The sequence below is a fragment of the Streptomyces sp. NPDC001157 genome (assembly GCF_053598255.1).
In genome coordinates this window covers 1-26,485 of the sequence record NZ_JBSFJW010000050.1, presented here as the reverse complement: position 1 = coordinate 26,485, position 26,485 = coordinate 1, and the positions used below count along the sequence as shown (strand labels likewise).

Sequence of the window (26,485 nt, the reverse complement as noted above, 5' to 3'; positions counted from 1 at the left end):
TACGCTCCCCATGCTCTCAGACCGCTCGGCGGAGGACTTGAGGCTTAGGTCCCCGCCCCACATCCGGGAAGCGGACATTCCGGATCTGGCGGCCCCGGTACTCGCCTCGTGCCCTCTGCCGCAGGACAGTGGACCCATGGGCGCAGCTGCTCTCGACAAGGAACTGGACGACCTCGCGGCCACCGTGCGCGCGGAGCTCGTACGGGAGATCGACGCGAGCGGGGCCTGGGACGACGACCCGGTGTGGCGGGAGGCGTTCGAGGCCGTGCCGCGCCATCTCTTCGTGCCGTACTACTACGTCGGAGTCGTGGGCGGCTACGAGCGGAGATGGGGCGAGAGCCCTGATCCACGGACCCGCGAGCGCTGGCTGCGCGGGGCCTACGAGGACGCTCCGCTGGCCACCAGGCTGCGCGACGGCGAGCTGCTCTCCTCCAGCAGCCAGCCGTCGCTGATGGCGAAGATGCTGGCCGAGCTGAGGGTCGAGGACGGCAACCGGGTGCTGGAGATCGGCGCGGGCACGGGCTACAACGCGGCCCTGCTGGCCCACCGGCTCGGCGAGGACGACCTGGTCACCACCGTCGATCTGGAGCCGGAGATCACCGAGTCGGCCCGGCAGCACCTGGCCGCCGCCGGCTACCACCCGGCCGTCGTCACCGGCGACGGCGCGCGCGGAGTCCCCGAGCACGGCCCCTACGACCGGATCATCGCGACCTGCACCCTGACCTCGATCCCGCGCGCCTGGCTCGCCCAGTGCAACCCCGGCGCCCGCATCCTGGCCCCGTTCGCGACGGGCCTGATCGCCCTCACGGTCCAGGACCCCAAGCACGCCGAGGGCCGCTTCCTGCACACCCCCGCCTACTTCGTACCCCTGCGCGGCGAGACCCGCCCCGACCCGGAGTCACTCCAACTCGGCACCATCCCTCGCCGCGCCAGGGACCACGAACTCTTCCGCTTCCTCGTGGCCCTGACCCGCGGCACCCTCGACCCCCACGAGGCCCTCGCCCTGTGGGAACACGAGGAACAGCCGGAGCGCCAGCGCTATGGCATCACCATCGGCACAGACCGTGCGTGGGCATGGCTGGACGACCCGGAGGGACCGTACGTCTGGCCCCTCCGTTGAGTCAGCGGCTTTTAAGGGGCGCGGGGCTGTGTCGATATGCGGCTACCGCCGCGTGGGCGCGACCAGCCACGACGGCGCCGCACCCCACAACGACATCAGCTATCCACGGCGAATAGTGATGGTCGTCCACGCACCGACATGGACCCGATCCCCGTCCTGCAACGGCACCGGCACAAAAGGTTGAATCGGCTCATCAGAGCCGTTGACGGTCGTACCGTTCGTCGAGTTCTGGTCCACGACCGCCCAACTGCCGTCCGGCTGCTGCACAAGCACCGCATGCTGGTGCGAGACGCCCGGGTCCTCCGGCGGCACCGCCAGGTCGATGTCGGGAGTGTCGCCGGTCGAGTGCCGGCGGCGGCCGATGGTGATCTGGTTGCCGCTGAGCGTGCGCTGCTGCTCCGGCGAGTACGCGGGCAGGTTGAGGCCCGCGGCCTCCGGGCCGGAGCGCTGCATCATCGCCATGAAGTACTCACGGTCCGGACCGATGGTCGCCGTCCAGGTCACCGGCCCGCCGTGGGTCTGCGGGTACCCCTGGCCGGGCGGCGGCGCCTGGGTCGAGCCCGGCTGCGGATAGCCGTAGCCACCGCCCTGACCGGGAGCGCCGGGACCGGGGCTGCCGGACGGCGGGGAGATCACCCAGTCGTCGTCACCGCCGCCGAAGGACGGACCGCCCTGCTGCGGCGGCCGTCCCGTCTCCTGCGGGAAGCGGGGCGGGGCGGGCGGACCTGACTGCTGGAACGCCTGAGGGGCGCCACCGGGACCACCGGGACCCCCGTGCGGTGTGGGTCCGGGGGGCGGCGGGACCGGACGCGACGGGTCGGAGCCGAAGCCGGACCGGTCGGCGAACGGGCTCGGCGGAGCGGACGGCCCGTTGCCGAAGGGGCTCGGCGGCGGGCCCGAGGGCTCGTTGCCGAACGGGCTCGGCGGGATCGGCTCCGCCGGGCGGTTCATCTGGGACGGGCGCGAGCCCTGGTACTCGTACGAGTCGCCGCCGTACGACGGTCCGGGCTGCTGCTGGAAGGGCCCGCCGGGGCCGGGCGCCGGCGGGCGCGGGGCGGCCGGGGTGTACGAGGTCGCGGTGTTCGTCAGGAAGTTCCACCGGCACTCCTCGCAGAACGGCGCACCGCCCTCACGGGGCGTACGGCACTGCGGGCAGAGCTCCGGCTCGTGGTCCGGCACCGCGGACAGCGGGCGGCCGCCGGGCTGAGGGCCCTGGCCGGGGGGCGGGAAGCCGTAGCCGCCGCCGGGCGGGGGCGGCGGGGGAGGGGGCGGAGGCACGGCACCGGCCATGCGGTGACCGCAGACCTCGCACCAGTCGTCGGAACCCGACTGGTGTCCGTTCGGGCAGGTCGGCATGTCGGCGCTTCCCCCTTTCCTGCAGGGTCCTACTCGGTCCTGTGATGTGTGTGATCTGTACGGCGACGTGACGTCCGGTGTCACTTCTTTACACGAACAGTCTTTGTCGACCGTGTCTCGAGAGTCATCTCGTCGGCCTCCTCGACCTTCGCTTTCAGTCGCACAGTACCTGTCGCGGCATCGACCACGTCCACCACCTTCGCAAGCAGTTTCGCAGTATCCGCGTTTCCGGAGGCGCTCGCGAGCTGAACGGCCCGGCCCAGTTTGGCCGTTGCTCCATCCATATCGCCCGCTTTGCGAAGATCCAGCCCTTGTTGGATGGCCTGGGCCAGTTCGGCCTGCCCGGTGTAGTGGGCGACCTGGGGGTTGATCGAGGTGGAAGCCACCATGTCGTCGGTCCACACGGCCCTTACGAGGCCCTGGGCGCCGAGGTTCTGCGCACTGCCGTCGGGCTGCGGGACGACCAGCGAGACCCGGGCGGCGAGCATCTCCTGGCCGAGGCCCGCGGCCGGGACCTCGACGCATACGTGGTAGTCACGGGACTCGTCTCCCCAGGAGCCGGTGGGGTAGTCCCCGGCGCGCGGGCCGGCCTCGGTACGGCGGTCGGTCAACTCCTCGACGGTGGGGGCGACCTGCTTGACGAACTTGATGGCGGTGCCGACCGGAGTCCACAGCCTGAGAGCGACGTCGGCGACCTCCTTGCCCATGGCCGCCTCCATCATCTGCGTGAAGTCGGCGGCCAGGCCCGCCGGGTCGGCGACGATGTCGGCGGTGCCGAGCAGCGCGGAGGCGATCCCTGTGACTTCTTTCACTTCCCAGTCGGTGCCCACGCCACGTGCGTCACAGGTGAACCGTCCGGCACATTCGTCGAGCGCCCGCTTGAGGTCCTCCGGCGACTCGTGCTCGTTGCGGCCGTCGGTGAGCAGGATGCCGTGCCTGATCGCGACGTCGTCCGAGGAGAGCAGGCGGTCGGCGAGCTTGAGCCAGGTGCCGATGGCCGTCCCGCCGCCCGCGCTCAGCTTGCGCAGGGCCTCCTTGGCCTGGCTGCGGGTGGCGGCGTCGGCGACCGCGAGGCGCCCGCCGCCCGGGTAGACCTCCTTGGCGACGTGCGTGCCGCCGATCACCGCGAAGTGCGTCCCGTCGCGCAGGGTGTCGATCGCGGCGGCCGTCGCGTCGCGGGCGTTGCGCATCTTGGTCGGCGGGTAGTCCATCGAGCCGGAACAGTCGACCATGATCGCCACCCCCGCGGCCGGGCCCCGCCCCGGCGCATAGAGATGGGGCGCGCCGACCGCGCTGCCGACCGTGCCGCCGCCGGTGGCGGTGACCGTGACGATGGCGTTGACCTCGCGGCCGCCCTCCGGCAGGTACTCGTTCTGGTACACGTCCATCGAGAACTGCGGCACGCTGGACTTCGAGAAATTGGCCATGCCTACTCAAATCCCCCTCGAAAACCCCGCGTTCGCGGGGTGACGACTGTATGCGGACCGGTCCCCTCCGGTCCGCTGAGGCATCCCCGTATACGGCCTCAGGCCGATCCTGCCCCCTGAGGCACGGCGGGGAACGGCACGACGGCCACTGTTACGTTGTCGTGGCCCCCGCCGTCCAGGGCGTGACCGACCAGCACACGGGCGCTGTGCAGCGGACGTACGGCGGCATCCGGGGGCACGACCTCGGCCATCTCCTCGGCCGCCTCCGCGTAGTTCCACAGTCCGTCCGTGCACACCACCACTACACCTGGCCGGTCTGGCTTGAAGGAAGCGGTGTGCGGCTCCAGTTCGTAGGCGTCCGCGCCGAGCCAGCCGGTGATCGCGTGGGCGCGCTCGTCGGCGTACGCCTCGGCCTCGCTCATCAGACCCGCGGAGACCATCTGCGCGGCCCACGAGTCGTCCTCGGTGAGGCGGGCCGGGGGCGAACTGCGGTCCACCGGCACCCAGTAGGCGCGGCTGTCGCCGACCCAGCCGACGACCAGCAGCCCGGCCGTCACGACCGCGCCCACGATCGTGCAGGCGGGCGCGTTCTGGTGCGGGGAGTGCTCGCGGGCGGTGGCGGGTTCGTCGGCCAGGGCGTTGACCGCGTGCGAGGCGGCCACGATCGCGTCGTGCATGGCCTGCTGCGGGTGCGTGCCGCGCGGCAGGGCGGTGAGCAGCGCGTCGTTCGCCGCGCGGGCGGCGGCGAGCGAGGCGTCGTCGGGGCGGGTCGCCGAGGAGACGCCGTCGCAGACGATCGCCACGGAGGCGGGCGCGCCGTCGGGCAGGGTGGCGGTGCCGATGCCGAACGCGTCCTCGTTGCGGTGGTGGCGCAGACCGCGGTCGCTGACGGCGGCCACCGGGCCGGACTCCTGCTCCATGTGATCGCGCTCCCGGGGCTGGGCGTGCCCGCAGTTCTCGCAGTAGCCGTCGTCGTCGACACGGCCCGCACGACAGGCCACGCACAGCTTGGCCTCCTCGGCGGGCGCGGCGAGCGAGGCGACGCGCGGGTCCGGGGCCTGCAGCGGGTACTCGTCGGGCTGCGGCGGCCGGTCGAAGCGCACGCCGGAGGCCGGGGAGACCGGCGATCCCGTGGGCTGCTCCGGCAGCGGGGAGCCGCCCGAGTCCGTCCCGTGCAGGTCCGTCGGCAGATGGGTCGCCGCCGGGATGTCGGAGCCGCCCGGCACGGCGGCGACGGGCCAGGCGGCACCGTCGCCGTCGCCCGGCTGCAGGTCCGAGCCGTTCAGGGCGATCGTCGGATGGTCGTCCGGCCGTGCGGGTACGACGGACAGGTCGTATCCGCACGCACCGCAGAAACGGTCACCCGACTCGAGCGGCCACTCGCAGCTCGGGCAGTTCGACAGGGCGGCCTGCTGGGGCATCTGCGACATCAACTACACCCACGTCCGGGGGCGGTAACGGTTGGCACGTTCCACCAGGTCGATCCTCTCCTCGCCGCCCCGCGCCAGCCGGGCCAGCGTGCGGTACGAACGCTCCAGGCCGAAGCGGAGTCCCCGCTCGTCCAGGTCGCTGCCGAGCAGCACGCGCTGCGCGGTGGGAGCAACCACCTGGCCACCGGAGAGTATCCAGTCCAGCGCGCAACCGAGGACTTCGGCGGACAACTGCTCCCGGCGCGCCGGATCCAGACCGTACGCGTCCAGCGCCTCGACCTGCCCGGCGGCGGCCCCCAGGTCCTCCAGGAACGGTACGTCGGAAGCGGCCGCCGTACGCCCGCGCAGCCGCGCCCGTACGGCGGCCACCCGCGCGGCCGTGTAGTGGATCGAGGACTCCGGCACCGACTCCAGCGTCCGTACGGCGCTGCGCCGGTCCCCGGCCGCGAGCTGGACGCGGGCCAGGCCGAACGCGGCGCTCACATAGCTGGGGTCGGTCGACCAGACCAGGCGGTAGTACTCGGCCGCGTTGTCCAGCTGGCCCAGCATCTCCGCGCACAGGCCGAGCGCCAGCTTGGGCGCGGGTTCGCCGGGGAACGCGTCGTAGATCGCGTCGAAGGCGAGCGCGGCGCCCTCCTCGTCGCCGGTCACCAGCGCGGCCACGCCCCGGTACCAGACGACCCGCCAGTCGTCGGGCCGCTCGGTCTCCAGGGTCTCCAGGGCGCCCCGCGCCGTGGCCGAGTCGCCGTTCTCCAGCCAGGCGCGGATCTGCCTCAGCCGGGTCTCGACCGACGCCGCCGGAGCCGCGGCCAGCGCCCCTAGCAGCTCGGCCGGCGCGGTCGTCATCAGGCCCGCGAGGAAACCGGCGTTCGGGTCGGAGGGGTCGACCCGGGGGACGGGCAGGGCGAGGGCCGCGGTGGACGAGTCGACGTCCTTGACGAGGGCCTTGCCGCCCGCGGAGGCGGGCAGCTGCGGCTGCTGCCCCTTCCGCGGCTGCACCACCCGCGCCCCCAGCCGCGACACGTCCCCCTCCAGCTTCGGGAACAACTCCGTGTCCGTGACCTTCAGTTCGGGGCCGAACAGCGTGGACAGCGCGGGCCGCGCACGCCCCGTCTGCAACGACACGACCTCGCGCAGCACGCCCGTCAGCTGCTCCGCCATCTCCTGCGCGGAGGCGAAGCGGCGGGCCGGGTCGGGGTCGGTGGCGCGGACCAGGAGCCGATAGAAGGACTCGTACTGGCGGAAGACCTCGATGTTGTCGGGGTCGGGCAGGGAGTCCACGAACACGTTCGTGTAGCCCTGGAAGTCGAAGGACAGGACGGCCAGCGTGCGCGCGACCGTGTACAGGTCCGACGCCACCGACGGGCCGACCTCGGCGACCTCCGGCGCCTGGTAGCCCACCGTGCCGTAGATGGCCGACTCCTCGTCGTCCATCCTGCGCACCGCGCCCATGTCGATCAGCTTGAGCTGGTCCTCGGTCTGGATCGCGTTGTCGACCTTGAAGTCGCAGTACAGCAGGTTGCGGCTGTGCAGATGGCCGAGCGCCTCCAGCGCCTCGATGCCGTACGCGCAGGCCTGCTCCACCGGCAGCGGATCCCGCTTGCCGTCGGGAGTACGGCGGCCGTTGGCGATCTCCTTCAGCGACTTGCCGCCGACGTACTCCATGACGATGTAGCCGTCGAGCGAACCGGTGCGCTGGTCCAGGTGCTCCACGAAGTTGTAGATCCGCACGATGTTGGAATGCTCGATCTCGGCCAGGAAGCGCCGCTCGGAGATCGCCGCCGCCATCGCGTCCTGGTCACCGGTGTCCAGCAGGCCCTTGAGGACCACCCAGCGGTCGGAGACCGCCTTGTCCACGGCGAGGTAGACCCAGCCCAGGCCGCCGTGCGCCAGACAGCCCACGACCTCGTACTGGCCGTGCACCACATCGCCGGCCTTCAGCTTCGGTACGAACGAGTACGGGTTGCCGCACTTGGTGCAGAAGCCCTCGGTGCGGCCCGCGCGCTCCCCGCGTGAACGGCCCACCGGCGCACCACAGTCGGAGCGCGAGCAGAACCGCTTGCGCTCGGGCACCTCCGGGTTCTCCAGCACCATGACGCGCGGGTCCGGCCGCGGCACGTCCGGCACCTGCACCAGGCCCACGCCCAGCCGGCCGCGGGAACCGGTGCTGGTGCCGGAACCGGAGCTGCGCACCGACACCGAACGGCCCGTGGACCTCCCCGACAGGGAGCGCGAGAGCCGCCCCGACACCGAGCGCCTCGACTTCGACGACTGCGAGGACGTACGCGAGCTGCCGCGGCTCCCGGCCCGCGAACTGCCGCTGTCCTGCGAGCCCTTGCCACCGCCGCTGATGCCGGTGGCCGGCGAGCTCACCATGCCCTTCGCCGACACGACCGGTGCGAGACCGCAGGTGTCGCAGTACAGCTCGCCGCCGCCCACGTCCTCGTACGTGCCCTCGCAGTCCGGTCGCTGGCAGGTCTGCTGTGCCTCACTCATGACGACGCCGTACCCCCTTTGTCGCTCATGCTCCGGGCCCCCTGCGGTCCTGCGGCCCGCCCTGCCCCGGCACGCGCGGGGCGCCCAGCACTTCGGCGGCCGCCTGCTGGTAGCGCAGCACGGCCTGTTCGGCGACGCGCAGGTCGCACGGGGCGCTCCACAGCATGCGGCGCGCCGCGTCGTACCGCTCGATCAGGAACGGGTCCTCGGCGTACCCGAGCCGGGCGACCTTCGCCTTGTACGCGTCGAGGCGGCCGCGCAGCTCGGCGCGGACCGCCAGGGGCGCGGTGACCGCGGTCAACGACTCGCGGGCACGCAGCAGTTCGTCCTCCGCCTTCTGCTCCAGGGACTCCAGGAGCGGGGACAGGCGGTGCCACTGGGCGTGTCTGCGGTACTCGGCGGCCGTCGCCAGCTGCTCCTGCAGCGCGGTCGGCGGGCCGCTGACGACCGGCACCTCCGTCGCGGCGATCTTCGCGAGGACCTCCCCGCGCGCGTTGCGCGCCTCCGCGAGCGTGCGGTCCGCGCGGCTGAGCACGTCCCGCAGCTTCACCAGCCGCTGCTCCGCGTCCTGCCGGACGGTGAGCACGGCGTCGATCTCCCGGCGCACCTCCTCCAGGGCGCGCGCCTCCCGGTCGTAGACCGTGGTGTCCGGCCGGCCGCCGCCCGGCGCCGAACTCCCCTGCGCGGGGATCCAGTACGCCAGCGGGTCGGAGATCACCTGCTCGCGCAGGGTGGTCAGCGTGCGGGTGATGCGCTCCAGGTCGTCCCCCGAGGGGTGCTCGCCGGGGCGCACACCGACGGAGTGGGCGAGCGCACGGGTGCGCTGGAGCTCCGCGGCCAGTAAATCGATCCGGGCCGGCAGCGCCGACCAGACCGCGTCGGCCGCGACCACCATGTCGAGGCTCGACGCGTACAGCTCGTTCATCAGGTCGACCAGGGCGGCCAGGGAGAACTGCCGGCTGAGCTTGCCGGGGGCGGACAGCAGCGTCGGCGCGTTCGCCGCGGCCGTCGTCGAGCCCGCGACCGTGACGGACTCGCCGCGCAGCAGCTCCGTCAGCTCCACCAGGTCCTCGCGGCTGGACCAGCGGCGGCGGGAGCGGATCTCCCGGGCGGAGCGCAACGCGTCCGTGTACGCGTCGAAGTACGCCCACAGCAGCGTGATCGACGCCTCCGTGGACGCCCACCGCTCCTTGGTGATGCCCGTCAGCTCGGCGCCCTCGAGGAGTCTGCGGCCCGCGTGGTCCTGCAGGGCGAGGAGCGAGGTCTCGATCGCCTCGTGCTCCGCGCCGAGCCGCGCCAGCGCACGGTCCACCTCGTCCCGGTCCATCACCGGCCCGGCGGGGTCCGTGACGCCCATCGATCACCTCTCGCTGCTGTCGTGTTCCGTCGTATGGTGCCGTACGTCCGTCAGTTGATGATCGGTCACTTGTAGTGGGCTTCGGGAGGGGTCGCCGACGCCGACTTCTCGCCGCCCTGGTCCATGGTCGGATGCAGCCACTTCTCGTACGAGGCCGCCCAGTCGCCGTCCTTGACGTAGTTCTGCAGGGTCCGGTTGACCTGGCGTATCAGATCCTGGGAGCCCAGCTTCATCGCCACGCCGTAGTACTCGTCGCTGAACAGGCCGCCCTTCAGCTGCACCGTCGGGTCCTGGGCGGCCTGGCTCGCGGCGAGCGCGCCGTCCGTGACGACCGCGTCGACCTCGCCGAGCTGCAACTTCACCAGGCAGTCGAGCTGGTTGGGGACCACAGTCCCGATGTCCGCCCCGGTGGGGAGGGCGCCCTTCGCCTTGTCCTTCTGCAGCCGGTCCAGCGCCGTCGAACTGTCCGCCGCGCAGATCTTCTTGTGGGCGAGGGTCTTGTTGTAGCCCGTGATCGCCGAGGTCCGCGGGGCGAGGACCTGCTGGCCGGTCCTGAAGTAGGGGGCGGAGAACGCGACTTGCTTGATCCGGTCGCAGTTGATCGTCATGGTGCGGACCACCATGTCGACCTCGTCGTCCTGAATTGCCTTGATCCGGCGGCTGGTCGGGATGGCCTTGAACGAGACCGCGTCCGGGTCGCCCAGGATGTCCTTGGCGATCTGGTGGACGAGGTCGATGTCGAAGCCCTCCGGCGCACCGGACGTGTTGTTCGGGTTGAGATAGCCCCAGCGGTAGCTGTTGGTGTCGATGCCGACGATCAGACGCCGGTCCTTGCGGGCCTTGATCCTGTCGATGATCGGCGTGCTGCCGTCTCCGCCCGACGGCGACAGGCTGCGGTCCTGCGGGTTGTCGCATGTGACCGCCGCCCTGGCCTGCAGGCCCTGGGCGACCCCCGGTCCGCCGCTGCCCGCGGCGTCGTCCGTGCCGCTCGACTGGGTCAGGGGCAGCAGCAGCGCGAACGCCAGCGCGAGCGCGCACAGGGCTGCCATCGCGCCCACCCCGCCCCAGCCCCTCAGACCGGCCCGCAGACGCTGTGCCAGACGCCGTGCATCCATCGTCACGCCCCCTTTCACCGGTACTCCGACAGCCTGCGCCCGATGCCGACCACCGCGCCGGCCGCACCCAGCACCGCCAGGACCGCCGCCCCGTACGGAAGGCCGGTCAGCGCGTCCCGGCCGTCGCCCGCGGACTGCTTGAACTCGGCCTGCTCATGGTCGAGCGCCGTCTCCAGAGCGATGTCGATGTTGTCGAAGCACTCGCTCGTCGGGTCCTTGCCGACACCGATGACCTTGTCCCGGGCCTGCTGGTACTCGCCCTTGTCGTTCCAGCCCTGCGCGACCTCGTGCCGCTGCTTCCACGCCTTCATGTAGCCGTTCGCGTCCTGGACGGGTTTCCGGCCCGCCGAGTCGTCCGCGAGACCGTCGGCCCTGGTCAGCGACTTCGCCAACTCGCCGATCTGCTCGTCGTACCCCGCGGCGTAGGCGTCCACCGGACTGCCGCCCACGACCTTGGTGTCCGCGCCGCGGCGGATCAGGCTGAGGTTCTCGTCACTGCGGGCCGTCAGGGACGCGATACGGGCGTCATGCAGCACGTTCAGCGAGCGTACGCCGTGGTCGTACGAGGCGTTCAGCCCCGAGCGGGCGACCGTGTGGCCGACGGCCAGCCAGAGCAGGACCACCACGGACGCGGCCGAGGCGATGACCAGGCCGTGGTTCAACACCCGGTTGGTGCGCAGGTAGTTGCGGCGCTGGGCCCAGGCCAGAGCGCCGAGGGCGAGCAGACCGAGACCGACCGCCGCCCACGGGAACGACTTCGCGTCCGCGTAGTCGGAGCTCAGCCGCTGGTTCTCCTTCTGGTACAGGGCCTCGGCCTTCGGCAGCATCTGCTGCTGCATCTGCTCGTTCGCCGCCCGCAGATACGCGCTGCCCACCGGGTAGCCCTGCCGGTTGTTGGCCCGGGCCGTCTCGACCAGGCCCTTGTACCGGGGCAGCAGCTTGTTGAGCTCGGCGATGGTCTTCGCCGACTCGGACCCCGGCTGCGAGCTGGAGGCGGCCGTGACCAGCTTCTCCGCGGCCCTCCTGATGCCGTTCTCGTACCGCTGCCGGGTCTCGGGCTTCTCCTGCGGGCCCGCGAGATAGCCGCTGGCCGCCGCCGTGTTGGCGTCGGCCAGCGAGCGGTAGATGTCGGCCGCGTCGGAACTCAGCGGCTGGCTGCGGGTGAGCACGTCCTCGGCGGCCGTCGCCCGGGCCGTCATCTGCCAGGCGGTGACCGCACCGAACGCGACGACGAGGAGCGCGAGGAGCGCGCCGATGATGCGCAGCCGCCCCGGCTCCGTGGTCGCGGCCTCGCGCAGCCGGTCTACGCCCTCCGCGAAGGCCGTACGGCGTGCGGAGACGACGTCGGGAACGGCTGCGGGGCCCGTCGGTGCGGGGGGAACGGGCCGGCTCGGCTGAGGCGGTACGGACGGCATCGTGGGCACGGCGGTGCCCGGCCTTGCCGCGCTGCTCTTCGGCGGGTGTGCCACTTTTGACCTCCCCCATGGTCATCCGTCACAGCAAGTATCACCGCCGGGACTGACATCCGCACGGGGTGCCTGCCGGCGGCTTGCAGGATCCCGTATCCCCCCTGCCCATGAACACGTTTTGGGAATCAGTTCGGTTCCGTCCGGGGGCTGCCGCCCCAGGCCCCCGCCTTTCGGCCCTGAACGGCCTCGTCCTCAAACGCCGGACGGGCTGGGGTGTTCGAAGTGGGCCCTTACTCGTTCGTGCACCTCCGCCTCCGCTCCCACCTCGTCCAGGCCCAGCAGTGCCGCCCCCAACACCGGGCTCGCCGTCACCACCCGGGGTACTGCCTTCGGCGCGCGCGCCGACAGCAACTCGCGGATTCCATCGCTGAGTTGAGGATGTTGTGCGGCCAGGACGCCGCCGCCCAGCAGCACCGGGGTCTCCTCCTCCAGCAGGTCCAGGCGGGTCAGTGCCACCGTGGCCATGGTCACCACCTCGTCCGCCAGCCGGTCGACGATCGCGCGGGCGACCGGGTCGCCGTCCGCCGCCGTGGCGAAGAGGACCGGTGTCAACTCGTGGCGGCGGGCGGGCTCCACCTCCTCCAGGTGCAGGGCCTCGATCAGCGCGAGCATGGTGGCGTGGCCGAAGTGGGCGGGGAGCGTGTGCGCGAGGGCTGTGGGGTCGCCGCGGCCGTCCTCCGCCCGCGCCGCATGCCACAGGGCCTCCTCGGCGAGACCCCAGCCGCCGCCCCAGTCGCCGGAGATGCGGCCGAGCGCGGGGAAGCGCGCGGTGCGGCCGTCGGGTCGCATGCCGACGCAGTTGATGCCGGCACCGCAGACGACGGCGACCCCCCGGGGTTCGGTGACGCCCGCGCGCAGGATGGCGAAGGTGTCGTTGCGGACCTCCACGCCCGCGCCCCACGCGCGCGCGTGCAGCGCGGCCGCCAGCTGCTCCTCCTCGAAGGGGAAGTCGGCGTTGGCGAGACAGGCGGAGACATGGTCCACCGAGCTCACCGAGGCAGCGGCGAAGGCCCGTCCCACGGCCTCGGCGACCTTGTCGACGGCTGCCTCCACGCCCGCCACGGGCGGCCGGAACCCGCCGCCGCGGGCCGTTGCGAGGACGGTTCCGTCGGCCGCCACGACCGCGACGTCGGTCTTGCTGTTGCCCGCGTCGACGGCGAGGACACGTGCGGTCATGCCCACGCGAGATGCTCCCGGTTGTGTGCGATCAGTCGGTCGGTGAGCGCTTCCGCGTACTCGTACTGGCCGATGAGGGGGTGGGCGAGGAGGGCCTTGAACACCCGGTCGCGGCCGCCTCGCAGCGCCGCCTCCAGAGCCAGGTCCTCGTACGCCGTCACGTTCGCCAGCAGGCCCGCGTACAGCGGGTCGACGGCCGGTACCGGCAGCGGGAGCGGCCCCTTCGGGCCCACCGCCGCCTGCACCTCGATCACGGCGTCGTCCGGCAGGAACGGCAGCGTGCCCCGGTTGAGGGTGTTCACCACCTGGTACGGGCTGCCGGCCGAGCCGAGCAGGGCGGCCGCCAGGTCCACCGCCGCCTCCGAGTAGTAGGCGCCGCCCCGCTTGGCGAGCAGCTCCGGCTTCTCGTCGAGAGCCGGATCGCCGTACATCTTGAGCAGGTTCCGTTCCATCTCGGCGACCTCGGCGGCACGGGAGGGCTTGGTGCGCAGTTCGCGTACGACCTCGTCGTGGGCGTAGAAGTAGCGCAGGTAGTACGACGGGACGACGCCCAGGCGGTCGAGCAGCGCCCGCGGCAGCCGCAGGTCGGAGGCGATCGCGTCGCCGTGTTCGGCCAGCAGCTTGGGCAGGACGTTCTCGCCCTCCGGGCCGCCCATGCGTACCCCGGTCTCCCAGGTGAGGTGGTTGAGGCCCACGTGGTCGAGGTGGACGTCGGCCGGTGAGACCCCGAGCCGGTCCGCGAACTTCCGCTGGAAGCCGATCGCCACGTTGCACAGGCCGACCGCCTTGTGGCCCGCCTGCAGCAACGCGCGCGTGACGATGCCGACCGGGTTGGTGAAGTCGACGATCCAGGCGCCCGGGTTCGTACGGCGGACGCGTTCCGCGATGTCCAGCACCACCGGGACCGTGCGCAGCGCCTTCGCCAGGCCGCCCGCGCCGGTGGTCTCCTGGCCCACGCAGCCGCACTCCAGGGGCCAGGTCTCGTCCTGCTCACGGGCCGCCTGTCCGCCCACGCGCAGCTGCAGCAGCACGGCGTCGGCGCCTTCGACGCCGGCGTCCAGATCGTCGGTCGTCACGATCCGGCCGCCGTGCCCCTGCTTGGCGAAGATACGGCGGGCAAGGCCGCCCACCAGCTCCAGCCGCTCGGGGGCCGGGTCGACGAGGACCAGTTCCTCGACCGGCAGGGTGTCGCGCAACCGGGCGAAGCCGTCGATGAGTTCGGGGGTGTAGGTCGAGCCGCCGCCGACCACGGTGAGTTTCATACGGGGTTAACCCTTCACTCCGGTGAGCGTGACGCCCTCGACGAACGCCTTCTGGGCGAAGAAGAACACGAGGATCACGGGGGCCATGACCAGCACGGTCGCGGCCATGGTGAGGTTCCAGTCGGTGTGGTGCGCGCCCTTGAAGGACTCCAGGCCGTAACTCAGCGTCCAGGCGCCCGGGTTCTCCGAGGCGTAGATCTGGGGGCCGAAGTAGTCGTTCCAGGCGTTGAAGAACTGGAAGAGAGCCACCGCGGCGATGCCGGGCTTCGCCATCGGAAGGACGACTTTCAGCAGGGTGCGCAGGTCTCCGCAGCCGTCCACCTTCGCCGCGTCCAGGTACTCGTTCGGGATGGTCATCAGGAACTGGCGCAGCAGGAAGATGGAGAACGCGTCACCGAAAGCCAGGGGGATGATCAGCGGCCACAGGGTGCCCGAGAGGTCCAGCTGCTTTGCCCAGAACAGGTACATCGGGATGACGATCACCTGGGGCGGCAGCATCATCATCGAGATCACCAGCATGAGCGCAAGATTCCGGCCAGGGAAGCGGAACTTGGCGAGTGCGTACGCGACCGGGATCGAGGACACGACTGTCAGGACTGTTCCCAGTCCGGCGTAGATCAAGGTGTTCTTCCACCAGGTGAGGAAGCCTGGCGTGTCGAAGACCTTCTTGTAGTTGGCCCATTCCCAGGTGTGCGGGATCAGGTCCCGGCTGAGTGCCTGTGAGTCGCTCATCAGGGAGGTCAGCAACACGAACACGAAGGGAAGCGTGAAGAAGAGGGCCGCGGCGATGCCGAGGGAGTGGATCGCGATCCACTCCAGGACCGCCTTGCGGCGGGCCGTGCGCTCGGCGGGCGAGGGTGGGATCCGCAACTCCACCGGACGGTCGAGTACTTGGGTCATGAGGATCAGTCACCTGCCTGGATGAGACCGCCCCGGCGCCGCATCAGAAGCGCGGTGAACGCCATCGACAGGACGAACAGGACGAGGGCCACGACACACGCCGAGCCGTAGTCGAAGCGCTGGAAGCCGAGGTTGTAGATGAGCTGGGGGAGGGTGAGCGTCGACTTCTCCGGATAGCCGGGCTCGAACTGGGTGCCCGCGCCTTGGATCACGCCCGAGGCGACCTTCCCGGCGACCAGCGGCTGCGTGTAGCACTGCATCGCCGCGATCACGCCGGTGACCACCGCGAACATGATGATCGGCGAGATGTTGGGAACGGTGACGAACCGGAACCGCTGCCAGGCCGACGCGCCGTCCAGCTCCGCGGCCTCGTACTGCTCCTTCGGTACGTCGAGCAGGGCGGCCATGAAGATGACCATCAGGTCGCCGATGCCCCACAGAAACAGCAGGGTCAGCGCCGGCTTGGACCAGTCCGGATCGTTGAACCAGCCCGGGGCCGGGATACCGATCTTCTCCAGGATCGAGTTGACGGGCCCTGTGCCGGGATTGAGGAGGAAGGCGAAAGCCATGGTCGCGGCAACCGGCGGGGCCAGGTAAGGCAGGTAGAAGAGGGTGCGGAAGACTCCCGTCCCCGTCTTGATCTTCGTGATGAGCAGGCCGATCCCGAGCCCGAACAGAACGCGCAGGCTCACCGTGATCACGACCAGCCAGAGGGTGTTGCGCAGGGCGGGCCAGAAGTAGGGATAGTGCTCGAAGACGTACGTCCAATTCTTCGTCCCGCTCCACGTCGGCGGTTTGAAGCCGTCGTAGTGCATGAACGAGAAGTAGACCGTCGAGATCATCGGGTACGCGAAGAAGACCGAGAACCCGATCAACCAGGGCGACATGAAGGCGAGAGTTCGAAGCGCCGACCTGCGGCGCTTCGACGCCAGGGTGATCGTGGCCATTACTTCGCCTGTGCGATGTCCGTGTCGATCTGCGCGGCCGTCTTCTTCAGGCCCGCCTTCAGGTCGGTGACCTTTCCGCTCTCGTAGTCGTAGCCGAAGTTCTGGATCGTCGCGAGGTACACGCCGCCGTTGATGGAAGCGGGAGAGGTGGTCGAGTTCGGGTTCGCGGCGATGTCCAGGAACGTCTTGAAGCGCGGGTCGTACTTCAGCTTCGGGGACTTCAGGGCGGCCAGCGTCGAGGGCACGTTGTGGATGGCGTTGGAGAAGTCCACCACCGCGTCCGTGTCCGTGGTCATGTACTTCACCAGCTCCCAGGCCGCGTTCTGCTTGTGGCTGGCGGCGGAGATACCGGTGATGGTGCCGGTGATGTAGCCCTTGCCGTACTGACTCGCCTGGTCGTCGGGGACGGGCAGCGGGGCCACGCCGATGTCGAACTTCGGCTTGGCGTCCAGGGCCATTCCCAGGCGCCATTCGCCGTCCAGCTGCATGGCCACCTGACCGGTGTGGAAGGGGTGCTTGACGCCCCATTCGTCACCGAGCTTGGAGCGGTAGGTCTCCAGCTTCTTGAAGCCGCCGAGGTCGTCGACGAGCTTCTTCTGGAGCGTGAACCCGGCCTCGAAGGCGGGGTCCGTGGCGAGCTGCGACTTGCCGGCCTTGTCGAAGTACGTCGGAGAGAACTGGCCGAAGTAGTGCTCGGTCGTGGTCTCCCAGCCGTGGTAGTCCGGCATGAAGCCGAGCTGCTTGTAGCTGTCGCCGTCCGGGACGGTCAGTTTCTTGGCGTCGGTCTCGAATTCGGACCATGTCTTCGGCGGGGTCTTGATTCCCGCCTTCGCGAACGCCGTCTTGTTGTAGTAGAGCCCGTAGGCGTCGCCCAGCAGCGGTGCCGAGCAGCGGTTGCCGTCGAACTGGGTGTACTCGTTCATCGCCTTCGGGAAGGTCGTCTCCGGGTCGATGCCCGCCTTCTTGAAGAAGGGGCCCAGGTCGACCAGCGCACCCGACGAGCAGAACTTTCCGACGTTGTTGGTGGTGAAGGAGGAAATGACGTCCGGGGCCTTGTCGCCGCCCGTGCGCAGCGCCTGGTTGATCTTGTCGTCGGTCATGTTGGCGACGACGTTCACATGGATGTTGGGGTGTGCCTTCTCGAAGCCGGAGATCAGGGAGTTGACGGCCTTCACTTCATTGGGCGCGCTCCAGGCGTGCCAGAAGTTGATGGTGGTGTCCTTCGAGGCGTCGTCGTCGGCGCTGGAGGAGGACTGGCCGGTACAGGCGGTGGCGAGCAGGGCGAAGGAGGCGGAGGCGGCGAGAGCGAGGGCCGCTTTCCGGGATATTCCGGGCATGGCAGGGTCTCCCAGGGGCAGGGCAGGGCAGGGGATGGTGAGGGAAGGCGGGGGGGTGAGTACCGGGGCCCGTACGCGGTGCGTACGGGGTCTCAGCGCGAGGTGTCGAAGACCTCGTCGCGGGTGGCCGCGAGGGCGCTCTCCAATGCGCCGCGCAGCACGGGGTGGTCACGGACGTCGCCGACCACGAGCCGGGGCCGGGAGGCCGCCAGCTCCTCCAGCTCGGCCTGGACGAGGGCGCGCAGCACCTCGCCGCCCGAGGTCAGCGAGGCGCCACTGAGGACGACGAGTTCGGGGTCCAGGACGGAGACGAGGGAGGCGAGACCGGTGGCCAGCCGGGTCGCGTACGTCTGCAGCAGCTTGCGATGGAGGACGGTGTCCTCGGCGGCGGCCCGCTCGACGAGGGCGGCGGCGACCTCGGCGTACGGCCCCGAGGGGATGTTCCCGATGCCGAGCTCACCGGCCAGGTGCGGGATGGCCTGGGAGCCGGCGAGCTCCTGGTAGCCGCCACTGTTGGCTTTGGTGACATGCCGGACCAGTGGTGCGCCGGGAACAGGAAGGAAACCCACCTCTCCCGCGCCACCGGTCCAGCCGCGGTGCAGTCGCCCGCCGAGGACGAGGGCGGCACCGAGGCCGCCCTCGTTCCACAGCAGTACGAAGTCCTCGTGCCCGCGGGCCGCACCCAGCCGCTGTTCGGCGACGGCGGCGAGGTTGACGTCGTTCTCGTACTCGACCGGCATCGGCAGGGCCGCGGCGATTTCGTCGAGGAGGGCCGGGGTGTGCCAGCCGGGGAGGTGGGAGGCGTAGCGCAGGCGGCCGGTGTTGGGGTCGAAGGCGCCGGGGGTGCCGATGACGAGCCGGTGGATGTCGTCACGGGCGAGCCCGGCGGCCTTCACGGCACCGTCGAGGGCGTCGGTGACCTGCCGGACGACGGGCTGGGTGGGCCGCCTGCCCGGGGTCGGGAGCTCGAAGGAGCCCACCGTGCGGCCGGTGATGTCGGCGACGGCGGCGAGGACGCGCTCGGGGGTGACATCGAGCCCGGCGGCGTACGCGGCGGCCGGATTGACCTCGTAGAGCTGGGCGTTGGGCCCGGGGCGGCCCTCGGTGGTGCCGGTGGCGAGGACCAGCCCGGCCGCTTCGAGGCGGGCGAGCAGCTGGGAGGCGGTCGGCTTGGAGAGGCCGGTGAGCTTGCCGATCCGCGTGCGGGACAGCGGCCCGTGCTCCAGGAGGAGGTCCAGGGCGGCGCGGTCGTTCATGGCGCGCAGGACGCGCGGGGTGCCCGGCGTACCGGCTGTTCCTGCCATGTGGTCGACACCTGCCTTTCGACTGCCCAGCTTCTCATTGATCACTGCGTTGGTGGGTCGCTGTGGATGGGCCGTTGATCACTGTTAGGAAAGTTTCCTATTGGCTGGAGAGGAACGTAAGCCCAGGGCGAAGTGGGCGTCAATAGAAACCGCCCCCGAGGCAACAGACTCGTTACCTCGGGGGCGGGTGGGAGAGTTCGGCGGGGGACCGGCCCCTTACTTCACCGCCGGCCGCTGCTGGGCGATCGGGGATGCCGCTTCCGTCTGCGGGGAGTCGGGGTTGGCGAGGACCGACGGGGCCGCGACCGATGCCGTCGAGTCGGCGGGCTCCTCGTCCAGCGGCGCCGTCGCGCCGCCCACGATGCGGATGTTTGCCGCGTCGAAGGCGCGCTTGATGCGCCAGCGCAGCTCGCGTTCGACGGCGAGGGACTTGCCGGGCATCGTCTTGGCGGAGACGCGGACCACCATCGAGTCCAGCAGCACGCTGTCCAGACCGAGGACCTCGATCGGGCTCCACAGGAGCTCGTTCCAGGGCTCCTCCGCGCTCATCTTCTCGGCGACCTCGTCGAGGGTGGACTTCATCCGGTCCAGGTCCTCGTTCGCCTTCACCGTCACGTCCACACCGGCCGTCGCCCAGCCCTGGGAGAGGTTGCCGATGCGCTTGACCTCGCCGTTGCGGACGTACCAGATCTCGCCGCTCGCGCCGCGCAGCTTCGTCACGCGCAGGCCGACCTCGATGACCTCGCCGGAGGCCACGCCCGCGTCGATCGAGTCGCCGACGCCGTACTGGTCCTCCAGGATCATGAACACGCCGGAGAGGAAGTCGGTGACCAGGTTGCGGGCGCCGAAACCGATCGCCACACCGGCGACACCGGCCGAGGCGAGCAGCGGTGCCAGGTTGATCTGGAACGCGGCCAGGACCATCAGGGCCGCGGTGCCGAGGATCAGGAAGGACGCCACCGAGCGCAGCACCGAGCCGATCGCCTGGGAGCGCTGGCGGCGGCGCTCGTTGTTGACCAGCAGGCCGCCCAGCGAGGTGCCGTCGACCGCCTCGGCGGTGCGGGTCATCCGGTCTATCAGCTTGGTGATCGCCCGCTGCACGACGACTCTCAGCACTCCCGCGACCACCAGGATCAGCACGACCCTGAGGCCGATCGCGAGCCAGTTCGACCAGTTCTGCTCCACCCAGCTGGCGGCGTTGGTCGCGCTCTGCTGGGCGTCCTGGATCGACGAGGGCACCGTCGGGGTCGTCGGCTCCGAGGGAGACGGCGACGGCGACGAACCGGCGGCCAATAGGACGGCGGGCAAGGACACGGCAGGTACCTCCAGGTGCAACGGTCTGCCGTCCGGCACGGTCCTGATGGTCCGACTTGGTCAAGGTCACGAAAAGGTCACCGGGCGGCAGCTCCACCACACTATCGGGGCATCATGTGCGGATTCTTGCCGTCTTCTGAGGAGAGACCGTGCTCACCCCGAGCTGAGCAGGCGGGATAAACCGATGCCTCTCCGGGGGATGAATCAGGTGTGGTCGAAAACACTCCCAGCCCGTTACCGGGACATGGTGGCGCTTCCACCAGGCAAGAGGGGAGACTGACTACAGATCGTCCCGGCGCGAGCCACGCGCCGCCGACGCCCAAGGAGGCATCCGTGCCGCATGTCCTGGTCCTCAACGCGTCGTACGAGCCACTCGGCGTCGTACCGCTCCGCCGCGCGCTCGTCCTCGTCCTGGAGAACAAGGCTGTCTCCCTGGAGGAATCCGGCGCCTTCATGCACAGCGCAACCGTCACAGTCCCCGCACCCAGCGTGGTCCGGCTCAAGCGATTCGTCCGGGTTCCCTATCGGGGGCCCGTTCCTCTCACCCGGCGGGCGCTCTTCGCGCGCGACGGGGGCCGGTGCATGTACTGCGGTGGCGTCGCAACCAGCGTCGACCATGTCATTCCGCGCAGCCGCGGGGGCAAACACGTCTGGGACAACGTGGTGGCGTCCTGCCGCCGCTGCAACCACGTGAAGGCCGACCGACACCTCTTCGAGATCGGCTGGCGGCTGCGCCACAAACCCGCTCCACCCTCCGGTCTGGCCTGGCGCATCATCGGCACCGGTCATAGGGACCCGCGCTGGCTGCCGTACTTGCAGCCGTACGGCGCGGAGGACGCCATGGCCCGGATCGACGGCATTTCCGCCTGACGATCCGGGCCTTCGCACACCCCCGGTCACGGGGCCTGCGGTCACAGGGGTCCGGCCCCGGGAGTCCCCCGTACTCCCGGGGCCGGACCGTCATGCGTAGCGCAGCTCCGCGGGGCGGACCGAGCGGCGCAGCAGCGGCAGCGAGGTGGCAGCCGCGAGCAGACAGGCCGGATGGACGGCGAGCGGGACCAGGAGCGCGGCGTACGGCACGGGCAGTGCCAGGTGCTCCGAGGCGATCGAGCCGTACCAGAAGCTGATCACCGTGCCGCCGAGGCCCGCCGCCGCGATCGCGGGCGCCAGCGGCACCGCGGTCTCCAGCAGCAGCGCCCGGGCCAGTACGCCGTGCGGCACTCCGGCGGCGGCCTGTGCCGCCAGGCCCCGGCGCCGGGTGGCGACGGACTCGGCGGTGCCCACGGCGAGCGCGGTCAGCAGCAGCGCGAGGGCGGCGAGGATCGCGGCGCCGGTCAGGTTCAGACCGTTCTCGTAGAACCCGTTGCTTTCGGCGTAGTGCGCGTGCGAGGAGTGCAGCTGCGACAGCAGGACCTGCCGTACGCCCGCGAAGGCCGAGGCCACCACCGTCACCAGCAGCACCGCGGCATGGGTGCGGGCCGCAGCCCACGGGTCGTCGCGCAGCCGTCCCGCCGCGATCAGCACGGCGGGGCTCTTGGCGCGGGCCGTGAGCCCCTCGCCCAGCTGCCGGGCCGAGGCCCCGGTCAGCCACACCGCCACCGCGCCGACCAGCAGGCACACCACGAACACGGTGAGCGGGGCGAGCGCGAACTCGAACGGGACGTCGTCGAAGAAGGGGATGGTCACGATGTACGCCACCGTCAGCGCGAGCGCCGCGGTCGCCACCCGGAACATCCGCCCCGGACCCTCGGCGGGCCGCAACCGCCGTATCCGCCCCAGTGGCGAGGTCACCACACGGCGCAGCGCCAGCGCGCTCACGGCCGCGCCCAGTACCGGCACCCCGGCGGCCACCACGGCGATGCCCGCCCAGGCCAGAGGGGCGGGGCTGTGCCACAGCCGCAGCAGGGTCAGCACGGAGATCACCGTGGCCACGGCCGACCCCACCAGGCACGCAGGCCCCGACTCCAGCGCCGCGATCCGCCGCACCTGGGCGGGTGTGGCCCCCGCCAGCCGCAGCGCGGCCAGTCTGCGGTCCCGGTGCACGGCGCCGATCCGGGCGCACTGACCGAGGAAGCCGAGCACCGGGATGAACAGCATCAGCAGCGCGAAGATCACGCCGATACGGGTGCCGGGCTGGTCGAGCAGACCGCCGCCCACGGACACGGTGAGTTGGCCCTCCAGCGACAGCAGCGCGGCGATCACCAGCCCCAGCCCGGTCGCCAGGGCCGCGCCGACCGCGGTGAGCAGCACGCGCCACCCCTCGCGGCGGTCCGAACCCCGGGTGAGCAGCCAGGCCAGCCGCAGTTCGGCCCTCATGCGGTCACCCCCACCGGCAGCACGACCCCGTCGCTCAGCCGGACCTCGCGGTCCGCGTAGGCCGCGACCTGGGCGTCGTGCGTGATCAGCAGGACCGCTGTGCCCGCCTCGCGAGCCGTATGGACCAGGGCCGTCATCACCTGCTCGGTCGCCAGGGAGTCCAGCGCACCGGTCGGCTCGTCGGCGAAGACGACCTCGGGGCCGGTGACCAGCGCCCGCGCCAGTGCCGTCCGCTGGGCCTGGCCGCCGCTCATCTCGCCGGGCCGCAGTGCCTCCTGCCCCCGTACGCCGAACCGCTCCAGCCACTCGCCGGCCGCCGACTGGGCATCCTTGCGGGCGGCGCCCGCGAGCATCAGCGGCAGCGCGACATTGTCCAGCGCCGTCAGCTCCGGAATCAGCTGACCGAACTGGAACACCACCCCGAAGGCGGTCCGGCGCAGCTCGCTCAGCCGCTTCTGAGGCAGCTGGTCGAGCCGCTGCCCGTCGTACGTCACCGAGCCCGCGTCCGGGCGGACGATGCCGGCCAGGCAGTGCAACAGCGTGGACTTCCCGCTGCCGCTGGTGCCGGTCACGGCGAGGATCTCGCCGGCCCGCAGCTCCACCGAGGCGCCGCGCAGCGCCTCGGTCCTGCCGTGCGCCTTGGTGAGGTCACGGGCCGCCAGGAGCGGCACTGTGCTGTCTGGGCTGTCCCCGTTGCTCATGCTGCGTCGACCTCCGCGGTCAGGGTGGTGAGCCGGGCCGCCGTCGTGGTCATCCAGCGGAGGTCGGCGTCGAGATGGTTGAGGGCGTAGTCCGCCGAGAGCACGGTCGCGAGATCGGCGCCGGGCGCCGTCTTGACCGCCGTGAGCTCCCGCATCCGTTGCATGTGGGCGGCGCGCTGGGCGGCCAGATAGGCGCCCGCGTCGCCACCGGAGAGGATCGAGACGACGACCTTGGCGAAGATCTCGTTCGTCACGAAGGGGGCCGGCGGGGCGATCTCCCCGGCCCAGGCGGCCAGTTCACGCGCCCCGTCGTCGGTCGAGCGGTACGTCGTCCGCTCCGGGCCGCCGTCCGAGTCGGTGCCCTCGACCTCCGCGAGGCCGTCCCGGACCAGGCGCTGCAGGGTCGTGTAGACCTGCCCGTAGGCCAGCGGACGGGCCTGCGGGAAGCGTTCGTCGTGCCGCCGCTTCAGGTCGTAGCCATGGCTCGGCCCCGAAGCGAGCAGCCCGAGCAGGATGTGGCGGGTGCTCATGCCGATCATTATACACTCGATACATGTACTGAGTGAATAGTGACGGCTGCGGGGTCCTGAAGTTGACGCAGAATGTGAGGAGAGGCACGTAGTCCCTTTCTGTACGTCTGCCGCCGCGTCCGGTGGGTAGGGCTGCGTTAACCCGCAAGCTCTTACGTACTCGACAAGGAGGCCCCCGTGGCCGCACCGGCTTACCCCCTTTCCAAACCCGTGGCGCAGCTGCCGTCCCTCGACCCCGAGCCGCACTTCTGCGTCTTCAGCGCGGAGGGCGCCTGCGCCGAGACCCCGCTGACCAGCGAACCGCCGCTGCCCGAGGCCGAGCCCCTCACCAGTGAGCCGCCGCTCGCCGACGCCGCGCCCCTGACGAGTGAGGCGGTGGCCCCCGAGCCGGACGCTCCGAGGCACTAGATGACAGCGCAGGGGTCGGCCGACCCGCCCTCCGAGGAGCTGTCCCGGCTCGCCGCACTGCACGGCGTCGCCACCTCCTACAGCCCCTCCCCGGACCGCACGGTCGCGGCCTCCGCCACCGCCGTCACCCTCGCCCTCGCCGCCCTGGGCATCGACACGAGCACCGACGACGTGACCCGTGCCGCGCTCGCCGCCCGCGAGCGGGAGCTCGGCGAACGGCTGCTGCCGCCGACGGTGGTCCTGTGGAGCGGCGCCCCGTCCGCCACCCTCGCGGCCCTGCCGGCCGGCACCCGACTGCGCATCGAGACCGAGCAGGGCGAGACGCGGGCCTCCGTCGAGCACCTCCCGCCCGGCGTCCACCGATTGACGGCCACCGCGCCCGACGGCCGCAGCGCCGAGGCCCACCTCGTCGTCGCCCCGCCCCGGCTGCCCACGCCCTCCACGCGCTCGTACGGCCTGATGGTCCAGCTCTACTCCCTGCTGTCCCGGCGCTCCTGGGGCATGGGCGACCTCGGTGACCTCGGCGAACTCGCCGCCTGGGCCGGGCGCGCGCTCGGTGCCGGGTTCGTGCAGGTCAACCCGCTGCACGCGGCCGTACCCGGCGCCCCCACCGACCCCTCCCCGTACCGCCCCTCCTCCCGCCGCTTCCCCGACCCCGTACACCTGCGTGTCGAGGACATCCCCGAATACGCCCACGTCGAGGACCAGGAGCGGGTGCGGGCGCTGCTCGGGCGGGCCGCCGAACTGCGCGAAGCGGTGCTGGAGAAGGGCGTGTTGATCGACCGGGACGCGGTGTGGGAGCTCAAGCGGGAGGCGCTGGAGCTGATCCGCGAGGTGGAGCTCGGGCCCGGCCGGCGCGCCGCGTACGTCGACTTCCTCGCCGAGCAGGGTGAGGCCCTGGAGGACCACGCCACCTGGTACGCCCTGGCCGAGGTGCACGGCTCCGACTGGAGCCGCTGGCCCGCCGCCCTGCGCGACCCCCGCTCGGCCGAAACCGCCCGCGCCCGCGGGGAGCTGATGGACCGCGTCGACTTCCACTCCCGGCTCGCCTGGCTCACCGACGCCCAGCTCACCGACGCCCAGCGCGCCGCGCGCGAGGCCGGGATGCCGGTGGGGATCGTGCACGACCTGGCGGTGGGCGTGCACCCCGGCGGCGCCGACGCCTGGGCGCAGCAGGAGTACTTCGCCGCCGGGATGTCGGTGGGCGCTCCGCCGGACGCCTTCAACGCGCGCGGCCAGGACTGGGGCCTGCCGCCCTGGAGACCGGACCGCCTCGCCGAGTCGGGTTACGCGCCGTACCGGCGATTGCTCCGAGCCCTGTTCCGGTACGCGGGCGCCCTGCGCATCGACCATGTCATGGGCCTGTTCCGCCTCTGGTGGGTGCCGCAGGGGCATCCGCCCACGGAGGGCACCTACGTCCGCTACGACGCCGAGGCCATGCTCGCGATCCTCGTGCTGGAGGCCTCGCGCGCCGGGTCGGTCGTCATCGGCGAGGACCTGGGCACGGTCGAGCCGGGGGTGCGGGAGACGCTGCGTGAGCGCGGGGTGCTCGGCACCTCGGTGCTGTGGTTCGAGCGGGACTGGGAGGGCGACGGGCAGCCCCTCCCGCCGGAGGCCTGGCGTGCCGACTGTCTCGCCACCGCCACCACCCACGACCTGCCCCCCACCGCCGCCCGCCTCACCGGCGAACACGTCGAACTCCGCGACCGCCTGGGCCTGTTGACCCGCCCGCTGGAGGAGGAGCGCGCGGAGGCGGCCAACGACACGGGGGAGTGGCTGGGCCTGCTCGCCCGCCTCGGCCTGCTGCACGGCACCGGCGGCGGGCACGGCGTGTCGGAGGAGGAGGCCGAGATCCAGGCCGTCCACCGCTTTCTGCTGCGCACCCCGTCCCGCATGATCGGCATCTGGCTCCCCGACACGGTCGGCGACCGCCGCCCGCAGAACCTCCCGGGCACCTGGGACCAGTACCCGAACTGGCGGCTGCCGATCGCGGACGCGGAGGGCCGCCCGGTGACACTGGAGGACCTGGCCGGGTCGCCGCGGCTGCACGCGCTGATCGACGTGCTGCGGACGGCGCGGCAGGGGTGAGGAGGGGGCGGATCCCGTAGAACACCCCCCGAACGAGCGGCCCCAATCGTCGTTCGATACTTTTGACAGCGTGGACAAGAAGAACGCCCTGCGCGCCGGCGCCCTGGCCGCCGGTACGACGCTGATGATGCTGCTCATGTCGTCCCCCGCCTCCGCGCTGATTCGCGACGACGGCGACGACCCCGGCAAGGGCCTGAGCGTCGGCGAGACGCTGGGCCTCTACGTCCTGGCCCCCCTGGCCCTGTTCGCGGTCATCGCGGGCCTGGTGATGGCGCTGGACAAGTCCAAGGACCGTCAGCCGAAGGCCAAGGCGAAGGCCTGACCCCAGGTTCCCCGAGGGTGTGGGGGGGGGACGTCGGGACGGTTGTGGCCCAACAAACCGGGGTTTGGGGGGGGGGGGTGAAATCAGGAGTATAAAAAAACCGTTCAGAT

At 71.3% G+C, this 26,485-nt stretch carries 22 protein-coding genes; 5 read left to right on the top strand and 17 right to left on the bottom strand.

Translation table 11 applies throughout. The features are described 5' to 3' along the window. Positions 1-136 precede the first annotated feature (136 nt). Positions 137-1,120, top strand: a complete 984-nt coding sequence (locus ACWDAG_RS43685; RefSeq protein WP_450701135.1) for a methyltransferase domain-containing protein — start codon at positions 137-139, stop codon at positions 1,118-1,120. Between the two features lie 99 nt (positions 1,121-1,219). Here the strand turns inward: ACWDAG_RS43685 and ACWDAG_RS43680 are convergent, their stop codons facing one another. The 14 genes from ACWDAG_RS43680 to ACWDAG_RS43615 form a co-directional block, all read right to left on the bottom strand. Then, positions 1,220-2,476, bottom strand: coding sequence for an FHA domain-containing protein (locus ACWDAG_RS43680; protein ID WP_450701134.1), 1,257 nt, complete (start codon positions 2,474-2,476; stop codon positions 1,220-1,222). Positions 2,477-2,556: 80 nt separating this feature from the next. After that, positions 2,557-3,903 carry a vWA domain-containing protein gene (locus ACWDAG_RS43675; protein ID WP_450701133.1) on the bottom strand — a complete coding sequence of 449 codons (1,347 nt, stop codon included), beginning with the start codon at positions 3,901-3,903 and terminating at the stop codon, positions 2,557-2,559. Positions 3,904-4,001: 98 nt separating this feature from the next. Further along, positions 4,002-5,336 (bottom strand): PP2C family serine/threonine-protein phosphatase, encoded by a 1,335-nt coding sequence (locus tag ACWDAG_RS43670; RefSeq protein ID WP_450701132.1) that lies wholly within the window; start codon positions 5,334-5,336, stop codon positions 4,002-4,004. Next, complete coding sequence (locus tag ACWDAG_RS43665) at positions 5,337-7,829, bottom strand: tetratricopeptide repeat protein (protein ID WP_450701131.1); 2,493 nt, start codon at positions 7,827-7,829, stop codon at positions 5,337-5,339. 25 nt (positions 7,830-7,854) lie between these two features. After that, entirely contained in the window at positions 7,855-9,186 is a 1,332-nt protein-coding gene (locus tag ACWDAG_RS43660) for a hypothetical protein (RefSeq protein WP_450701130.1), read from the bottom strand. Positions 9,187-9,251: 65 nt separating this feature from the next. After that, entirely contained in the window at positions 9,252-10,301 is a 1,050-nt protein-coding gene (locus ACWDAG_RS43655) for a glutamate ABC transporter substrate-binding protein (protein ID WP_450701129.1), read from the bottom strand. 14 nt (positions 10,302-10,315) lie between these two features. Then, on the bottom strand, positions 10,316-11,770 hold the full coding sequence (locus tag ACWDAG_RS43650) for a hypothetical protein (RefSeq protein WP_450701128.1): 1,455 nt from the start codon (positions 11,768-11,770) through the stop codon (positions 10,316-10,318). Between the two features lie 192 nt (positions 11,771-11,962). Then, positions 11,963-12,952 (bottom strand): N-acetylglucosamine kinase, encoded by a 990-nt coding sequence (locus tag ACWDAG_RS43645; RefSeq protein ID WP_450701127.1) that lies wholly within the window; start codon positions 12,950-12,952, stop codon positions 11,963-11,965. Beyond that, a complete protein-coding gene (locus ACWDAG_RS43640; RefSeq protein ID WP_450701126.1) occupies positions 12,943-14,208 on the bottom strand; it encodes a 6-phospho-beta-glucosidase in 1,266 nt (421 codons plus the stop codon). The genes ACWDAG_RS43645 and ACWDAG_RS43640 overlap by 10 nt, the downstream gene beginning before the upstream one ends. A 6-nt stretch (positions 14,209-14,214) precedes the next feature. Continuing rightward, the gene (locus tag ACWDAG_RS43635) at positions 14,215-15,108 is read right to left on the bottom strand and encodes a carbohydrate ABC transporter permease (RefSeq protein ID WP_450701125.1); all 894 of its coding nucleotides are present in this window, start codon (positions 15,106-15,108) and stop codon (positions 14,215-14,217) included. Between the two features lie 5 nt (positions 15,109-15,113). Beyond that, positions 15,114-16,055, bottom strand: a complete 942-nt coding sequence (locus tag ACWDAG_RS43630; protein WP_450701124.1) for a carbohydrate ABC transporter permease — start codon at positions 16,053-16,055, stop codon at positions 15,114-15,116. Next, a complete protein-coding gene (locus ACWDAG_RS43625) occupies positions 16,055-17,392 on the bottom strand; it encodes an ABC transporter substrate-binding protein (RefSeq protein ID WP_450701123.1) in 1,338 nt (445 codons plus the stop codon). The genes ACWDAG_RS43630 and ACWDAG_RS43625 overlap by 1 nt, the downstream gene beginning before the upstream one ends. A gap of 92 nt (positions 17,393-17,484) precedes the next feature. Then, on the bottom strand, positions 17,485-18,696 hold the full coding sequence (locus tag ACWDAG_RS43620) for an ROK family transcriptional regulator (RefSeq protein WP_450701122.1): 1,212 nt from the start codon (positions 18,694-18,696) through the stop codon (positions 17,485-17,487). A gap of 216 nt (positions 18,697-18,912) precedes the next feature. Then, positions 18,913-20,010 (bottom strand): mechanosensitive ion channel family protein, encoded by a 1,098-nt coding sequence (locus tag ACWDAG_RS43615; protein WP_450701121.1) that lies wholly within the window; start codon positions 20,008-20,010, stop codon positions 18,913-18,915. A 333-nt stretch (positions 20,011-20,343) separates the two neighbouring features. Here ACWDAG_RS43615 and ACWDAG_RS43610 point away from each other — a divergent pair, with 333 nt between their 5' ends. Beyond that, on the top strand, positions 20,344-20,880 hold the full coding sequence (locus tag ACWDAG_RS43610) for an HNH endonuclease (RefSeq protein ID WP_030609777.1): 537 nt from the start codon (positions 20,344-20,346) through the stop codon (positions 20,878-20,880). Between the two features lie 90 nt (positions 20,881-20,970). On the opposite strand, the gene ACWDAG_RS43605 is transcribed toward ACWDAG_RS43610, so the two are convergent. From ACWDAG_RS43605 to ACWDAG_RS43595, 3 genes are read right to left on the bottom strand one after another with little or no spacing between them, the layout of a single operon-like run. Further along, positions 20,971-22,326, bottom strand: a complete 1,356-nt coding sequence (locus ACWDAG_RS43605; RefSeq protein WP_450701120.1) for an FtsX-like permease family protein — start codon at positions 22,324-22,326, stop codon at positions 20,971-20,973. Further along, positions 22,323-23,027: an ABC transporter ATP-binding protein gene (locus ACWDAG_RS43600; protein WP_450701119.1), complete on the bottom strand. Its 705-nt coding sequence runs from the start codon at positions 23,025-23,027 to the stop codon at positions 22,323-22,325. The genes ACWDAG_RS43605 and ACWDAG_RS43600 overlap by 4 nt, the downstream gene beginning before the upstream one ends. Continuing rightward, positions 23,024-23,557 (bottom strand): PadR family transcriptional regulator, encoded by a 534-nt coding sequence (locus ACWDAG_RS43595; RefSeq protein ID WP_450701118.1) that lies wholly within the window; start codon positions 23,555-23,557, stop codon positions 23,024-23,026. The genes ACWDAG_RS43600 and ACWDAG_RS43595 overlap by 4 nt, the downstream gene beginning before the upstream one ends. A gap of 177 nt (positions 23,558-23,734) precedes the next feature. Between ACWDAG_RS43595 and ACWDAG_RS43590 the strand changes: the two genes are divergently transcribed. The 3 genes from ACWDAG_RS43590 to ACWDAG_RS43580 all read left to right on the top strand — a co-directional run bounded on the left by ACWDAG_RS43590 (position 23,735) and on the right by ACWDAG_RS43580 (position 26,375). Further along, on the top strand, positions 23,735-23,965 hold the full coding sequence (locus ACWDAG_RS43590; RefSeq protein WP_450701117.1) for a hypothetical protein: 231 nt from the start codon (positions 23,735-23,737) through the stop codon (positions 23,963-23,965). Continuing rightward, entirely contained in the window at positions 23,966-26,053 is a 2,088-nt protein-coding gene (gene malQ / locus ACWDAG_RS43585; protein WP_450701116.1) for a 4-alpha-glucanotransferase, read from the top strand. Positions 26,054-26,123: 70 nt separating this feature from the next. Then, positions 26,124-26,375 carry a hypothetical protein gene (locus ACWDAG_RS43580; RefSeq protein WP_398950296.1) on the top strand — a complete coding sequence of 84 codons (252 nt, stop codon included), beginning with the start codon at positions 26,124-26,126 and terminating at the stop codon, positions 26,373-26,375. Positions 26,376-26,485: the final 110 nt, after the last annotated feature.

Excerpts from the sequence above, each read along its gene's own strand:
- ACWDAG_RS43685 (WP_450701135.1), top strand. The coding sequence starts at position 137 with ATGGGCGCAGCTGCTCTCGACAAGGAACTGGACGACCTCGCGGCCACC.
- ACWDAG_RS43680 (WP_450701134.1), bottom strand. The coding sequence starts at position 2,476 with ATGCCGACCTGCCCGAACGGACACCAGTCGGGTTCCGACGACTGGTGC.
- ACWDAG_RS43675 (WP_450701133.1), bottom strand. The coding sequence starts at position 3,903 with ATGGCCAATTTCTCGAAGTCCAGCGTGCCGCAGTTCTCGATGGACGTG.
- ACWDAG_RS43665 (WP_450701131.1), bottom strand. The coding sequence starts at position 7,829 with ATGAGTGAGGCACAGCAGACCTGCCAGCGACCGGACTGCGAGGGCACG.
- ACWDAG_RS43660 (WP_450701130.1), bottom strand. The coding sequence starts at position 9,186 with ATGGGCGTCACGGACCCCGCCGGGCCGGTGATGGACCGGGACGAGGTG.
- ACWDAG_RS43655 (WP_450701129.1), bottom strand. The coding sequence starts at position 10,301 with ATGGATGCACGGCGTCTGGCACAGCGTCTGCGGGCCGGTCTGAGGGGC.
- ACWDAG_RS43640 (WP_450701126.1), bottom strand. The coding sequence starts at position 14,208 with ATGAAACTCACCGTGGTCGGCGGCGGCTCGACCTACACCCCCGAACTC.
- ACWDAG_RS43635 (WP_450701125.1), bottom strand. The coding sequence starts at position 15,108 with ATGACCCAAGTACTCGACCGTCCGGTGGAGTTGCGGATCCCACCCTCG.
- ACWDAG_RS43630 (WP_450701124.1), bottom strand. The coding sequence starts at position 16,055 with ATGGCCACGATCACCCTGGCGTCGAAGCGCCGCAGGTCGGCGCTTCGA.
- ACWDAG_RS43625 (WP_450701123.1), bottom strand. The coding sequence starts at position 17,392 with ATGCCCGGAATATCCCGGAAAGCGGCCCTCGCTCTCGCCGCCTCCGCC.
- ACWDAG_RS43620 (WP_450701122.1), bottom strand. The coding sequence starts at position 18,696 with ATGGCAGGAACAGCCGGTACGCCGGGCACCCCGCGCGTCCTGCGCGCC.
- ACWDAG_RS43605 (WP_450701120.1), bottom strand. The coding sequence starts at position 22,326 with ATGAGGGCCGAACTGCGGCTGGCCTGGCTGCTCACCCGGGGTTCGGAC.
- ACWDAG_RS43600 (WP_450701119.1), bottom strand. The coding sequence starts at position 23,027 with ATGAGCAACGGGGACAGCCCAGACAGCACAGTGCCGCTCCTGGCGGCC.
- ACWDAG_RS43595 (WP_450701118.1), bottom strand. The coding sequence starts at position 23,557 with ATGAGCACCCGCCACATCCTGCTCGGGCTGCTCGCTTCGGGGCCGAGC.
- malQ (WP_450701116.1), top strand. The coding sequence starts at position 23,966 with ATGACAGCGCAGGGGTCGGCCGACCCGCCCTCCGAGGAGCTGTCCCGG.